Here is a 14,445-nt window from a genome sequence, read left to right as displayed (position 1 = left end):
CCATCCGCGCCATCGTCCGTCGGCTTTTCAGGGTCCACAAGCAACAGCACCAGTTTTTTCATGAGCTGGTCGGCCAGCACCGATAGTAATTTTTCCACGCACAATGTGAAGATCTGTACGGCCAATGACTGCAACACCGGCTGCACGAGCGTCGGAACGTCCGTGGGCACGCCGGCATCCATGTCCGGTGTCAGCGGTACAACCTATTATGGTTGCGTGCAAGGGCTTGACCTGGCCGGCAACACCTCGGGTTGGATCCCATCGGTCAGCAGCATTACCGTGGATATGTCCGCTCCAACCGTTACCCAGGTGTCGGCAAGCACGGCCGATAACCATTACAGGAGGGATGATGTCATCTCGATTCAGGTCCAGTTCTCAGAAACGGTTTACGTCACCAACGAAACCGCTCTGGCCCTGCTCCTGGAAACCGGGTCGACCGATCACGCGGCCAGCTTCAGCACAGGCAGCGGCACCAATACCCTGACCTTTGCCTATACGGTTCAAACAGGCGACAGCTCGTCTGACCTTGAATACCAGAGTCTGACAGCGCTCAGCACGGGCGCGGGAACCATTCGCGACGCTTCCGGCAACAATGCCACGCTCACGCTTCCTGCATTGGGCAGCGCAAATTCACTCGGCGGGCAGAAAGCCATTCGCCTCGATACAACGGCACCAGCCGCCCCATCGGGGGTGGGCTTTCCTGGTCCTTATAGCAATGCAACCGCCTTTTCCATGAGCTGGACAGCCGGCACCGACAGCAATTTTTCCACTCACAATGTGAAAATCTGCACAAGCAATGATTGCAGCACAGGCTGTTCCGGTGCCGCAACATCGCTGAATTCACCTGCCGCCATGACCGGAGTCAACGGCACAGCCTACTATGGCTGCGTCCAGAGTCTTGATCTGGCCGGGAACAGCAGCGCCTGGATTGCATCCGCAGCCACTCTCACTGTGGATACAACACCTCCCACAGTCAATGCCGGATCGGATCTGACCGCCACCAGCACAACCGGCATCAATGCAACCACCGGCGGTGCCACCTCCCATGCCTGGACCAAAGTTTCCGGCCCTGGCACGATCACTTTCTCCGCGCCCTCATCCGAAGACACCAACGTCTCGGCCTCTGCTGATGGCATTTATGTGTTGCGCCTGACGGCAACTGATGCCGCAGGCAACAGCTTCTCGGATGATCTTAACTTCGTTTGGGATACCACAGTTCCCACTGTCAGCGTCGGAGCCGACCTGACCGTCAATGCCACAACAGGCATCAATGCAACGACCAGCGGGGCCAGCTCCTGGGCCTGGAGCCAGGTCTCCGGTCCTGGCACGATCACCTTCTCGGCTCCTTCAGCTGAGGACACCAACGCCTCGGCATCTGCTGACGGCACTTATGTGTTGCGCCTGACGGCAACCGACGCAGCGGGCAACAGCTTCTCGGATGATCTCAACTTCAACTGGGACACCACAGCTCCAGCAGCTACCATCAGCGGAGCCCCGAGTGGTACAAGTTCCTCAACCGCTTTGAATATTACGATCGCTGGAACGGGCGTAAGCAACTATCGCTATGCGCTCTACGCCGGAAGCACAAGCTGTAGTTCAGCAACCTTTTCGATCAGCACCCCGGTTTCCACACAAATCACAGATGATATTTCTGGATTCGCCAATGGGACAGTCACTCTCTGTGTGATTGGTTTGGATAGCCTCGGCAATCAGCAGGCACCTTCATCCGCAGCAAGTACGAGTTGGAACAAGCAATTACCCCTTGCGGGTCAACCATCAAATGTCTCTGCAATAGTCCAGGATAGTTCGCTCATCCTGAACTGGACCGGCAGTGGTTCCACAAGCGGTTTCCTTATTCTGCGTTCAACGTCGGCAGTAACCAGTACTCCCACCAATGGAACCGTATACACTGCCGGTAACACGATCGGCAGCGCAACCGTTGCTTATGTAGGAGCCACAAACCAATACACAAACACTGGTCTTACCAACAACACAGTCTATCATTACAAAATTTTCGCCTATGACGCCACGACCACCTATTCAACAGGAACGGCCGTCAGCGCGAAGCCACAGGTTTGCGCTGGAACCAGTTCGAGTCCGACTGAACCGAGCTACACGCAAATCACTTCAGGCAAGACCAGAGCTTATGTGAATTGGGGTGAAGGAGGTTCGAATACAACGGGCTATTTGGTTTTACGCCAGGCAAGTTACACAGTCTGTGATCTTGCGGTTAATGGAACGAGCTATAATATCGGAGATTTCATCGGAACGTCACGTGTTGTCTATAACGGAAGCTTGAATGGGTTCAATGAGGCATCATTGACTAATGACACAACTTACCATTATCGTGCCTTCGCCTATACCAGTACTTCCAATTACTCCAAAGGCAACGCCATGAGCGTCATCCCCAAGAACTGGACGTTGCTGAATACATTGACCACCCTTGGAACCAATACCAACGGCAACAGGGGCGCTCAATACCCAGTGGTGGAAAACGGGATTTTGTACATGAGCCTGGAAGAGAATGGGCTCGGCACCTATACCCTGCAGACTTCACCAACGGTCAGTTTGATTGCTGGAGCTACCAGGAGTTTTCCAAGCAATACTTACCTGGACTTTCTCGACAAGAAAGGAGCTTATGTTTATGCAACTGTGCTCCTTTCCGGCTTCTATATTCTTGACGCCAGCAGTCCCTTGACGTCCCTCCCTACCGTTGGCAGTCTTCCTATAACTAGAGCGGAAGGGGTTTTGGTTGATGGCAATTATGCATACGTGACGGGACGAGATCTCCTGAACGGGGCCGCGAATGGTGGTCTCCATGTGATCGACGTCACAAATAAGGCCTCACCTGTTGAAGTCGGATCCCATGGCACCGCAGGATGTATTGGAACTCAGGTTCAAAAATTCAATCACTATGTGTACGTTTCGTGTCGTTACATTTCTCCCTCCACCTGGCAAGGTATCCTTGTCTACGACGTCAGCGATCCCTCGACTCCTACCATGGTCAAATCGTTTGCCAAACATAGCGCCGAGGGCCTACGCGTAGTTGGAAATTATTTGGTAGCCTCAACACGACCAACCAGTACGAGCCCGTCGCTTGAAATATACGACCTCACCAACCCGGCCGATCCTGCTTTGGTGGGATCCACGACCTGGACAGGTGGCGACGACGCTGTGGATGTAACAGTGTTGGGTGACTATGCATTTGTTTCGAACTTCACCAGCCGGACCGTCACGGCGATCGATATAAGCAATCCTGTGTCACCTGCGGTGTCAAGGGCCTATTCTTTTGCCACCAATCCGATCTATCTCAACCACGATGGGCAAAACATTATTGTGTCTACCAACAGCAAGGGTTTCCGTTGGGAAAAGGTATTCCAATAATAGCACTTGGAATTAGGGCTGGCTTTCCATCTTCATCATAGGCCCCAGGTTTCTTTCGCGGCCTAGGAGGATCTTCGATCCTCGGGCTATCGAAGGGCGGTGCGTACCAGTTAGTAGCACCTCGCAAACCGCCAGCGATCCTTCAATCCTAAGTATCTGCAGAAGGGCTTGACCTTGTACCTTATTCGTACTCAGACTTGATCGATGGCTGCTATTTTTCAAGAGTAGACCCTGTCCGATCTCTTGCGTATTCTTCAGTAGTCCCACAAGGATAAGTTCGTCCCGGGTATCGAGAACCACTCCATCGTAACCTAGTTTGAGAATCAACCAGTCCAGGAATGCTTGGCTGCTGCGACGATCACTGCGCGCTATTCCCCAACTTCCCAAGTTTTTGAAACCAGATTCGGAACGCACTTGAACCGACATATGGGAACCCTCCTCGCGCAGCCACAGATGGGCGGGCAGGATTTCCAATACGTCTTTTTGCAAATCCAAATCCGGGCCAGGATTTAATTTTTGAGCGAAGTCCTGAATATCCGCGTCCAGATACTGCAAAAAACCCTGACTGGAAAAATCCCGCATGACCCTCTTCCAGGTTTTTTTTCTGGCATTGGTCATGCTGACGATCGTCACATTGCGTAGCAAACCTGGAGACGACATCCAAATGCTTTCAGGAAGCTCCTCCATCCAGATCCGCGGATCAGGAATTTCTTCCGCATTCAAGTGAAACCCCCATAGCATGAGGAACAAAGTGAGCAGTCTTACCATGAGACGGTGACCCCTCCCCCGAGAAAAAACAGATTAAAAGAGAGCTCTGAAATACCGACGTCGTCCAGATCGAGAATTTTGCTGGAATCTCGGGACAGGCTGAGGTTTTCTGCCAAGCCGAATAGCAATATTCCCATTTCCGCGTGATGCCATTTGCCTAATTCAAAATAATTATCAAGGCCAGCCTTCGTGCTGGTGACAGAGACCCCTGCGCGATTGCGCAACCCGAAACGCGCCGAACTCAATGAGGTCCAAAGGCGATGGCGAAACCAGGACGTTTCTTTTTCCAGGCCAAGCTCCAAACTTAGGCTCAGGATGTTGTGGGCCGAAAAACCCAGCATGCGTAGATTACCAAGGGAGTCCTCGGCCACAAATTGGGACGTAATATCCAGAAGGCCAACCTTGGGCTGCAAATCCAGGCGTGACAGGAATGATTGCATGGATCGAGGCGTTCTCCATTCAATAGCCCAACCCAGTGACGCCCGCTTCATCGCAAAATATTCCTCCAGGCCCTGGCGGCTGGCATGGCTCCGGGGCGAAAAATCGTAATACCAGCGAAGTCCAGCCAGCGGGCCATTACGCATTTCCACCAGCACCGACACGAGCTGTGATTGGGTCAGAATGGAATCACCTCGAAGAAAGGACTTTCCCCAGCGCACCCCAGCATAATTGGATGAGAACGATTCGAAAAGAAGACGGTCCACAAGGTTGAGTATGGAAAAACCGCCCAGGGATTCCTGCAACTTTTTCTCATATTCATCTTGCCGTTGATTGCGTCCGTCCACGCTTTGAACCCAATAGCTTTGTCCGTCGACCAGGGGCAACCAGCTCTGCACTATTTCAAAGGATTCTTTCCTTATGTTTCCAGGCTCATGCTGCAGATCGTTGCGCTTCAAGACAGCCCGGACCTGAGGCAACCAGATCTTTCTGCCTTGATCGAATCGCAACTGATAGACATAGAGGGAAGAGGGCAATTTGGGCAGGTGCGTTGCAACACTCCAGTGGATCGCCGATGTGCCTGAGCGATGCTTATAGGCCCATCCGGTCGGGAGACTTTCCAAAATCATTCGGGATAAATAATCGAGGGCAGTGTTTTTTTGCAGGGCAACCAGCCAATCGTTCTGAAAATGGAAACTGAAGGTCTGCACGACCTGCCATTGCGTTCCCATCCAAAATTGGACTTCGACATCGATAAATTTTTCCTTTTCGTAGACAATAAGCAGCCAGTCAAAATCTCGAACTGAGACTTTAGGATCGGCGCCGACCTCACAGCGATAGGAACTGAGAAACCCTGACCCCGGTTGCTCGATAATCAAGCGGGAGCCCAGGCCTTGGCAAAACTGAAGCCACTGTTGGTGACGATCATGGGTCAGGGTTTGCCCATCCGTTTGCAAGAAGATCACGCCGCGTTGAGCCCCGGGATCAAGCCAGGATTTATTGCCAGCATAGAGGGGCGCCTTCATCAGCAGCAGCAAAGCTGCGAAGTACACGACTTTGACACAAAAATTTGAGCGCATTCCAAACAGCACGATTTTCTGTATCACCTCCGTTTCCCTTATCGGTAATTTTCTTTATTAATCAATGACGTCAGCGACGGCACAGGGTGAGTAAATGAATAGACCCCGTCAGAAAACTGGCAAACAGACTTTGCTGAAGTCGTCATTAGATGGTTTTATTAATTTATTTTAGTAGCTTATGCAGCTTTATGAATAGGCAAAGCATTAATTCCGCTTTGTCGGAAGGATAGACCTTTGAATTGTGAAAGGCCGAATCCATTTTTCAGTATGCTGTTGCCTCGACTCAAAGACTGGCGGGAATAGAAAATAGGACTTTCTGAGTCCTTGGCTTCTTAGGACTTGGCGCTGAAATATTTCATCAAAGGCAGCGCAGCTTACCAGAGCCAGAGATACGTTTGAATTGTTGAGTGAGGTAGCTGCCTCGCAGGATCAAGTGCATGCAATACTTTTTGGTGTGATATATCTGTCGGCATCACCTTGGAAAAGCGTTGTGGCACATGATCTGGATGAGGTCGTCCCATCAAAGGATTGAATCAAAATATTTCGCACCAAATGTTAGTCATACTTTTGCTGTGAGTCCATGAACTGGGCAAGATCGGAGCGACAGATTGGCAAATTGTCGTGCAGAGTCGATTTGGGAATTCGCAGCTGAGCGGAGATCTCGCGTATGGAGTGCTGACCTTCTTCGACCAGTGCCAAGTCGCGCAGTTTCGTTGACAGGCTACTATAATGGCGAACCGACATGCCGAGCCCCCATTCTCCAAGCAAATTTGGGATGACTTGACATGTCAATTAGAGCAGACTCACCCACGAGTAATACCGTCAATTGTATAAGGAGACTGTCCGGCTGCTGGACCCATCTCAAAATGTAGAGCATTGCGCAGCTCGTGGGATATTGGCGCCCTTAACAGATTCGAAATAGCTATCTTATTTAGTCAATCGTCCTCTTTGTAGGCTGCAGCAACGGTGTGGAAGTCTATATTCAATACCCACGAATGCCTGCACTTCAATTATATAAGCCTGCACTTGGGTGATTTACGAACTAGCTGTGCTTCCGATACATTCCCACCTCGACGGCTGAGCCCCCGTGCTTCAGCAACATCCCCGACTTTCAGTGCCTCGTATAGAGGAAGAATATTTGGCAGTCCGTCGAAGGAACGGACTGATCTTTGGCTGAAGCTAAAAATGCGACAAGCATTTAATATTGTAGCTTTTTCGAGCGGAGACAGGTATAGGTGGCTGAATATACCTGATTCGAAATCAGGCGTCTGCGCAAGTGGACCGAGGGTTCGAATCCCTCTCTCTCCGTTCCCTTCTTACTTTTCCCGCGAACATAGTGAACGCCTGGAATTGCAGATTTTGTACCGCACCAAGTGTGCAGAAGAGTTTCTTTGATCGACCTTGCCTCAGTTCGCCGTTTGGCTTTGACCCAACTTCCAGTTTATCGACAAATTTATTCTGCGGATTTTACTCTGCTGGATTCCTATCGTTTGGCCAAGATTCTCTTGGCGGGTGAACAGGAGCAGAAGTATAGAAAGCCGCGCAATAAAAAGCCAACTCGCACGAATACGCGATAATCAACAGCCGCAGGCCTGGAGCCGAGAAAAAGTCTGGAACCCTGTCGCGATTTTCCTACGAAGAGCGCTATAGGATGCTGATGGATTTGTACGGTTTCTCCCGAGACGTCACTCATTCGCGTGCTTAGAAAACCTGACGAGTGCATGGCCGTACTTGAAGGGAATGACCCGCTGACGCCCCTTTCGAAATCAGGCGTCTGCGCAAGTGGACCGAGGGTTCGAATCCCTCTCTCCGTTCTTTTTATAGATCGACCCTTCTTGCAGAGCCTACCATCAGAAAGTCCGCAGTGACGGCGACCGCCTTCCCGCGAAAGAAAAGCAGGATAAGGCTCCCAGGGTCCCACCAAAAAAATTCCGCAGAAAAAATTCAAATGCCTCGCCACATCCAGGCTTGATGCCGCAATAGAATTCCAAGCAACTTTTTCGTAGGTTCCGAAACGATTCTTGAACCCTTTTTATTTCCAGAAATTTCTGGAAAAACGGAGAAATTCGGGTGTGCTGTTGAATGGTCTGGGTTCGCACAAAAGCGCTTACTGCCACAAGCTGGTGATGAGAAAGCTGAGATGGCCCTGAATCTTGTTCGGAAAGATGGTTGGTACTACGTGCGTCCTGCTGGAGGGCTCGTGTTACTTTTAAAATCATAAAGCAATATAGAAAAGAAGATGGACTGTCGGAAGCAGCCTATTCAGGCCCCATGCATTGATATCATCAACACACGCCTCAAACCAGAAGAAATCGCAAAAATAGACGCAGAAGAAGTTGTCCAGAAAAATTTAAATGTGATGATGGAACTGACTTCCATCGTTAGCTCGCAAGACGTTCGGCGCGTGCCCCTGAAATTCGTTCTCAGATTCTCGCAGAATCTTGAGAGTTGCATCGTGTTTTGATAATGCGTTTTCTTCAGCAACGCACTTCAAGCGACGTGAAATTTATGCTGCCTGCAAAACTTTTAGGAGAAATGATTTATGCGTTGGAAAATTCTAGCTTTAGCATTCCTGTCTCTACCCGTTCTTGTGGCCTGTGGTGACGCGTTAACCTCATCAGATTCAAAACTCGGAGCCACGGGTGGCGTCAATTTAACAGTTAACGTCTATAGTGGAGTTGATGATATTTGGCCCGATCATATGAAGTATAATGTTACCTACTGTGTCTCCCGAGCTTTCGGTGCCAACTATGATCACATCGTAAGGGCCGTGCGGGAAGCTACAGACGATTGGGCGAGGAGCGCGGGTTTCAACTATACCCATGTTCCCGCGCAAGACGGTAACTGCAACGAAAACAACAACGCCGTCACATTCGATGTCAGGCCTGTGAGTGGCCAAAGCTACCTCATGGCGGCTTTCTTCCCCAGCTATGCCCGCCGTGACCGAAGCCTCCTGGTGGACTCGAGTGCGCTCGCAAAACCCTATAGCGAATACCTGGGCTATATGCGCCATGAGCTTGGTCATACCCTAGGCTTCAGGCATGAGCATATTCATGTGACAGGGGGCTGTAGCGAGAGCGGCACCTGGGCTCCTTTGACTGAATATGACAGCGCCAGCGTCATGCACTATCCTCACTGCAAGGGTGGGACGGGGAACATGCGGAATCTTTCCCTGACAGACTTTGATAGACAAGGGGCCCAAAGCGTCTATCCTTCGGCAAACGGCAACATCAAAGGTGCCCTCTTCGTCGTGCAGAACAACCGCCTGCACTGTGTAAATGCCAAAACCCGTCAGGGCAGTTGGTCCCTGGTTGGAGCTTCGGACTGGGCGAATGCAAGCTCCGCGGCCATCCTTGGGAATAATCTTTATGTGATACAGGCCAATCGGCTGCATCGCGTGAACCGTTTGAATGGGACCTGGGCTATCCTGGGAACTTCAGACTGGGGTGGTCCCACGTCAATGGCGGCCCTCGGTGACTGGCTGTATGTCGTTCAGAATGGCCGTCTGCAGCGCGTGAGCCCGCAGGATGGCTCCTTCCAGTTGCTTGGGACCACGTCTTGGGCAGGCACCACCTCGATGAGTGTGGTCGGCAACCACTTGTATGTTATTCAGAACAACCGCCTCCACCGCGTTGATCAGAACGGTGGATGGGCCGTGCTCGGAGGTGGGCTCTGGAACGGCTCGACGTTGATGACAAGCCTGAACGGTTCGCTCTATGTGGTGCAGAACAATCATCTTCACCGCGTCGATCCCAACACCGGTAATTATCAGGTCCTCGGGGGCGCCTCATGGGCAGGCGCAACCTCAATGGCCGCGACCGATGGCGACCTTTACATCATCCAGAACAACCGCCTCCACCGCGTCAATGCTGGGTCAGGCAGCTGGACGGTCCTGGGCACGACAAACTGGGGTGGACCTACGACCATGGCTGGCTTCGAAGGTTCTTGCCTGAAGTAAAATTATCCTGCCTTATTACTGCAAAGACCCTTGGCCGCGGGTGGCGGTCAGGGCTTTTTCATGCCGCCAAGCGGCGTGGAAACATGGTCAGGACAACTCCCTGCTGCACCCCGTTCTTTTTGGATAGTGGTTTACGATCGGGCAAAGAAAAGATGCTCTGGTCGCCTACCAGACTGAAGAGCAAAACAAGGCACCGGCCATCTTCGAAGGTATCAACAAGGATCTCGCTTCCACGGCGAATACCGAGGGCCGGGTGGCCCAGGGAAAAACGCCGGCCGATCTGAAGGCAGGCGCGACAAAACCGCGAGTCCCGATGCCGAGGTTCGCAACTTCCTCAGCGACAGAGCTGACGAAGCCTCCTGAGTTCCGAGTTCAGCGCCGGTCCCGCGCCTCAGTTCGCCGTTTGGCTTTGACCCAACTTCCTGTTTATCGACAAATTTATTCTGCGGATCTTACTCTGCTGGATTCCTATCGTTTGGCTAAAATTCTGGTGGCGGGTGAACAGGAGCAGAAGTATAGAAAGCCGCACAAAAAAAAGCCAAGTCGCACGAATACACGATAATCAACAGCCGCAGCCCTGGAGCCGAGCTCAAGTCCTTATCCTGCGTCTTAACTCTCGATCAGCTCCACAATACGACCGCGGATGCCGTCCGCAAGTTTCCGCGCGGCGTCTGGGAAATGCCCGAGCCGTTCCACCGAAATCTCTGCGTCCACGCAAAGATAATCCCCATAAGTCAGCACCACTACCGTGATGCTCTCATGCTGCCAAAGCGAACCCAGGTTCCGGTACCCGTATATCCGCGCGTTGGGAAGGTCCTCGAAAGCTTCGAGACGTCCGGGATTTGAGACGGTGATGGCATGATTCAGACGCTCTCGTGCCTTACTCTCCTTTATAGGAAGCGGCTTTTTCGGTCCTTGCCCGAGTTGCCCCAGTACAATCGGATCGCCGCTCTTCACCGATTGACGAAGGTTCGCCAGGATATTCCGTGCCAATTGCCAGATATCTGTTTGGGGAGCGAGCTCGTGCCACTGCAAACAGCCTGAAAGGAACATACCCATCTCTTCACCCGTAGCCGGCGGGTGCAGCTGTTCGCGTAAACTCACAGGCGTATTAAGGCCAAAGGTGCCCGCTTCGCCACCCGCGAACTGGTCAAAGGCAGCAAGCATGGCAGCGGCGCAGAAGATCGCATTCAGGTTCGTCTGATGTGCATCGGTCTTCACCTTCAGTTTTTTCACCAAAGCGCTGTCGAGCTGAAAACCAAACGAATGGGTATGAACATGCGGAATATTGCGACCGAAGATTCCCGGCTGCCGCGGCAGTCCCTTGAAGAGGCGACGGACCAATTGCACTCGTTTCCAGAAGCCAAGGAACCCGCGATAAGGTTTCGTCACGCGCTTCTCCCAGCAATCACCCACCAGGACGCAGGCAAGCTGCCGGCCCTTCATGGCGGCTATGAAATATTGGCAAACCACATAAAGCGACTTCGCATCGGCCAGGACATGATCGATGGAAAAGATAAGTTCACCGCGATCCTGACCTTCCACCACAGTAAGCACGATGCGCACATCGTCGTATTTTCGGCGCACCTCATCACGCACGATCAGCCGATAGTGCTCGTCATCCTTGCGTTCCAAAATCTGATAAGGAATTTCGCCGTCGGCTTCCTCGTAACGCAGAAACGGATCGGCGACGATCCTTGCCGTCAACAAGGGAAAAGCTTTTCGCACCTCTGCCAAAGCCTGGGGGATCATGCTTTTGTCGATGCGGCCTTCGTAAAGGAGAATTGCGCACATGTTGGAAGAATTCGCCTGGTTCTGCTGATGGAAAAGACGTTCCATTCCACCCAGTAATCTTCCACGAGCCATTTTAACTTCCCTTTTGCAAAAAATTCCCTCCGAACCTAACCCAAGCCTTGCTTCGCAGCAACTCCAGCATTTCTAAAGCGACAAGGTTCTTTGGCGCGGCATCGTCTTGAGCCTCGAAGAAGTTCAGACTCTGAATCCTGGCTCCACGATCTTTGATGCCCTGCAGGCCGATTTTGAACTCGCGATCCGAGGCCAGGGTGCTATCTTCGCAAGAATTTACACTCTGCAGCCTAGAAACCGTAACGTAGTTCCACGAATCCACCACTCAATTCTTCCATGGAACCAAAGAACGTCTCCGGTCGACCCTGATAAATTTCAGCGCCTAAACTGGATTTAAGTTGATCATTCCATGCATAGGTGACCTTGGGACGGAAGAGGCTGTCATGATCCTGGCGATTCCAAACACCGACAGCCTCCCATTCAAGCGTCTCCTGCAAGGCTTTGTAGTTCACACGCATGGAAAGCCCATCCTGGTAGCTGTGTCGCTGCTGGCTGTTTGTCCGCAGCTGGGCGGCCACAGCTTCAGTTAAAGGCAGACTCGGCTCGCTCCTGGAATCCTTGGCCACCTGCGTGACAAAAGCCTGCAGATTGACGTTTAGATTTTCTATGAGGTTCCGATCGCCTCCAAAGACTCCATAATTGGAATTATTTTGAACGAGTAGGTTCTCGCCGTCGGGATCCCCCGTTCTTGTGTGGGCAAATTCCCCTCTCCAACCGATACCGGCTGCATTGAAAGCAAAGTCGAGCCCGAGGACCCGGATCATCTGGTGAACCAGAGCCAAATGCAGAGTCCCGCTGTCAAATCCATCCCAACGAATATCAGGAGTCCTATTGAAGCCTTCGAACCAGGAGAGTGACCAATCCACGCTCCCCGCTGCATGATCCAATTTCAATGCATACTGAGCCGCAGGATTCCTGGGGTCCTCCTGCTCCAGGACCATTCCTGGATCATCCTGGAGGATAGGATACAAAGGTCGACGCCACTCATACTGCCAAAGGCCGATCAAGCGATAGTCACCGAGATTGTAAGTCAACTGAGCAGCACCGATGCCCTGCCTTTGATCCTCATCGTCACTGCTGAGACGCCTGACATCCCTGCTGCTCAGTTGGTCTGTTGGATTGAGCTTGTCGGCCCGCCCCCATACTGTAATCTGGCGACCGAGCTTGAGATCAAGCATACCCAGGGAACGCTCGAGGTAGGCTTCGCGTATTTCACTTTGGAATTCGCCTTCGCCCCCAGGATGCAGCGCCAGCCCCTCCAGATAAAAACTGGTCTCCAGGATGGGCTCGGGCTCCAGCTTGAGCCAAAGGGAAGCCGGGTAAACCGGCGCCTCATCCCTGATATCCTTGCTCTCCTCAAACGCCGCAAGACGCAGCGTGAGCGAAGGATTCAGGGCTTCCCTGAGACTTTCGAGGGAAGCCCCTTCCAGAATCGATGGCATCAGGAGCGGCAGCAGCCCAATCCAGCCCGCTCGTCCTTTACTTCTTTTCCAACGAACGAGCTGTGAAAAGCCCATCATTCACTCCGACATTCGCTTTGAAATTTGAAAATTCAAGAACGGTGCGCGTTCCCGTTTGAACGTTCTCCGCTTCCATTGTCATAGGCTGCCATTTGTTGTTTTTATCATCCACCTTCCTGATGTCGCTCGCCTGGATCTTCTTCAAGAGCTTGCCGGCCGAGTCGAAATTCTCGGCCTTGATCGCAATCGAGCTTTCCTTGTCAATCCAGTTCAGGCGTTTGGAATAGCCTGAGTTCTCCCCAATGGCCGGAGTCTTCGGCAGGGATTCGACAACATAGCAATCCTTGCCAGCAAGCTTTTCCTCCCGAACCGTTTTGTGATTCCAATCTTCAACCTTGTGACCGATAACATCGCCATACGAGAAATCAGTACCGACGAAGGCATCCTTCTTGTTGCTCGCCACCAGCCTCCGAACCTTCTTGAGAGCCGGGAGATAGATCCAAATATCATCATCGCCCTGGCTATGTTCAACGAGCAGAGTCTTGGTACCCTTGACATCGGCCGGGCTTTCGAAAGTGACAAGCCGCATGTTGTCGGTGGTTCCTGCGATCAACTTCGTGGCTCCGTTTGTTTCCCGAATCCGCTGTTGCCCGGCTGCATTGAAGAGTATGAAGCGAGATTTGGCCGTGGAATCTGCGACTTTGCCGGCGATGAAGTTCTGCTTCATGACATGCTCGGCGCTTGGGGTTTCGGCTTTGGCCATGTCATAGGCCGAAAATCCCATCAGTCCTGCAAGAAGAACAACAACAACCTGTGGTGCAAGTCTCATGGTGGCTTTCCTTTCTTTATAGATGAATGCTGGGCGCAACGTAAAAATGAGCGCCGGGAAGATGGTCAAAGCAGCGATCGAGCTGACTATCATCGCGAGTGCAATCAGAAAACCCATCCAGACATGGATCATATAGCCAACGGAAAGCATCAGGACGCCAAAGCCCCCAGCGACAGCCGACGACACGAAGAGAGTCGCCTTGCCTGCTGATAGGAAGGCCTTTTTCACGGACGTGTACTCGTCCATGCCATAGGCCAACTCTTCACGTAAGCGATAGGACATATAGATTCCATAGTCTGCCCCAATACCCACGGCCATGGTGGAAACCAGAGCCGTCGCCACCTGGAGGGGAATGCCGAGGATGCCCATAATGCCGAAATTCACCATGACGGCAGCCAGCAGCGGAACCAGGATCAGAGTGCCGGCCAGAAGGGAGCGAAAGACCAAAGCCGAGACCAGAAAGACCGCGCCCATGATTTGCACGATATTCAGAACTTTTTCGCGGATCATGACTTCATTGAGTGCAACGCCCGATGTCGCCCCTCCCCCCAATGAGATTTTGATATTGCTATCGAATTGAGTCGCCGCAAACGCTTTCACCACAGGTAACATGCTTTCGATTTTGGTTGTGCTGTCCGTTTTCAGAAAAGCCTGAATCAGTGC

9 protein-coding genes and 1 tRNA gene are annotated in these 14,445 nt (G+C 52.1%); 4 read left to right on the top strand and 6 right to left on the bottom strand.

Annotated elements, in window-relative coordinates; all coding sequences use genetic code 11:
* Positions 1 to 162: 162 nt before the first annotated feature.
* Positions 163 to 3,384, top strand: a complete 3,222-nt coding sequence (locus VE954_RS11890; RefSeq protein ID WP_324952936.1) for a PKD domain-containing protein — start codon at positions 163 to 165, stop codon at positions 3,382 to 3,384.
* Between the two features lie 12 nt (positions 3,385 to 3,396).
* On the opposite strand, the gene VE954_RS11885 is transcribed toward VE954_RS11890, so the two are convergent.
* The 3 genes from VE954_RS11885 to VE954_RS11875 form a co-directional block, all read right to left on the bottom strand.
* Positions 3,397 to 4,152 (bottom strand): hypothetical protein, encoded by a 756-nt coding sequence (locus VE954_RS11885; RefSeq protein ID WP_324952934.1) that lies wholly within the window; start codon positions 4,150 to 4,152, stop codon positions 3,397 to 3,399.
* A complete protein-coding gene (locus VE954_RS11880) occupies positions 4,146 to 5,696 on the bottom strand; it encodes a hypothetical protein (RefSeq protein ID WP_324952932.1) in 1,551 nt (516 codons plus the stop codon). The genes VE954_RS11885 and VE954_RS11880 overlap by 7 nt, the downstream gene beginning before the upstream one ends.
* A 528-nt stretch (positions 5,697 to 6,224) precedes the next feature.
* Positions 6,225 to 6,413, bottom strand: a complete 189-nt coding sequence (locus tag VE954_RS11875; RefSeq protein ID WP_324952930.1) for a hypothetical protein — start codon at positions 6,411 to 6,413, stop codon at positions 6,225 to 6,227.
* Positions 6,414 to 6,890: 477 nt separating this feature from the next.
* On the opposite strand from VE954_RS11875, the gene VE954_RS11870 reads away from it, so the two are divergent.
* The 3 genes from VE954_RS11870 to VE954_RS11860 all read left to right on the top strand — a co-directional run bounded on the left by VE954_RS11870 (position 6,891) and on the right by VE954_RS11860 (position 9,627).
* Positions 6,891 to 6,977, top strand: a tRNA-Ser gene (locus tag VE954_RS11870).
* A gap of 83 nt (positions 6,978 to 7,060) precedes the next feature.
* The gene (locus VE954_RS11865; RefSeq protein ID WP_324952928.1) at positions 7,061 to 7,246 is read left to right on the top strand and encodes a hypothetical protein; all 186 of its coding nucleotides are present in this window, start codon (positions 7,061 to 7,063) and stop codon (positions 7,244 to 7,246) included.
* A 965-nt stretch (positions 7,247 to 8,211) separates the two neighbouring features.
* A complete protein-coding gene (locus VE954_RS11860) occupies positions 8,212 to 9,627 on the top strand; it encodes a hypothetical protein (protein ID WP_324952926.1) in 1,416 nt (471 codons plus the stop codon).
* A gap of 609 nt (positions 9,628 to 10,236) precedes the next feature.
* On the opposite strand, the gene VE954_RS11855 is transcribed toward VE954_RS11860, so the two are convergent.
* The 3 genes from VE954_RS11855 to VE954_RS11845 all read right to left on the bottom strand — a co-directional run.
* On the bottom strand, positions 10,237 to 11,493 hold the full coding sequence (locus VE954_RS11855) for a phthiocerol/phthiodiolone dimycocerosyl transferase family protein (RefSeq protein ID WP_324952924.1): 1,257 nt from the start codon (positions 11,491 to 11,493) through the stop codon (positions 10,237 to 10,239).
* Between the two features lie 230 nt (positions 11,494 to 11,723).
* Positions 11,724 to 13,013 (bottom strand): DUF1302 family protein, encoded by a 1,290-nt coding sequence (locus VE954_RS11850; protein ID WP_324952922.1) that lies wholly within the window; start codon positions 13,011 to 13,013, stop codon positions 11,724 to 11,726.
* Positions 12,973 to 14,445, bottom strand: a 1,473-nt coding sequence (locus VE954_RS11845) for an outer membrane lipoprotein-sorting protein (protein ID WP_324952920.1), incomplete at its 5' end; no start/stop codon positions are given. The genes VE954_RS11850 and VE954_RS11845, both read right to left, overlap by 41 nt.

This window comes from Oligoflexus sp., assembly GCF_035638955.1.
In the GTDB taxonomy this organism is placed as follows: domain Bacteria; phylum Bdellovibrionota_B; class Oligoflexia; order Oligoflexales; family Oligoflexaceae; genus Oligoflexus.
Note: the sequence above shows the minus strand (reverse complement) of the source record. Positions and strands in the feature narration are given on the sequence as shown.

Bases quoted from the DNA above. Each gene is read 5' to 3' on its own strand.
- VE954_RS11885 (WP_324952934.1), bottom strand. From the start codon at position 4,152: ATGGTAAGACTGCTCACTTTGTTCCTCATGCTATGGGGGTTTCACTTG.
- VE954_RS11875 (WP_324952930.1), bottom strand. From the start codon at position 6,413: ATGTCGGTTCGCCATTATAGTAGCCTGTCAACGAAACTGCGCGACTTG.
- VE954_RS11850 (WP_324952922.1), bottom strand. From the start codon at position 13,013: ATGATGGGCTTTTCACAGCTCGTTCGTTGGAAAAGAAGTAAAGGACGA.
- VE954_RS11860 (WP_324952926.1), top strand. From the start codon at position 8,212: ATGCGTTGGAAAATTCTAGCTTTAGCATTCCTGTCTCTACCCGTTCTT.
- VE954_RS11855 (WP_324952924.1), bottom strand. From the start codon at position 11,493: ATGGCTCGTGGAAGATTACTGGGTGGAATGGAACGTCTTTTCCATCAG.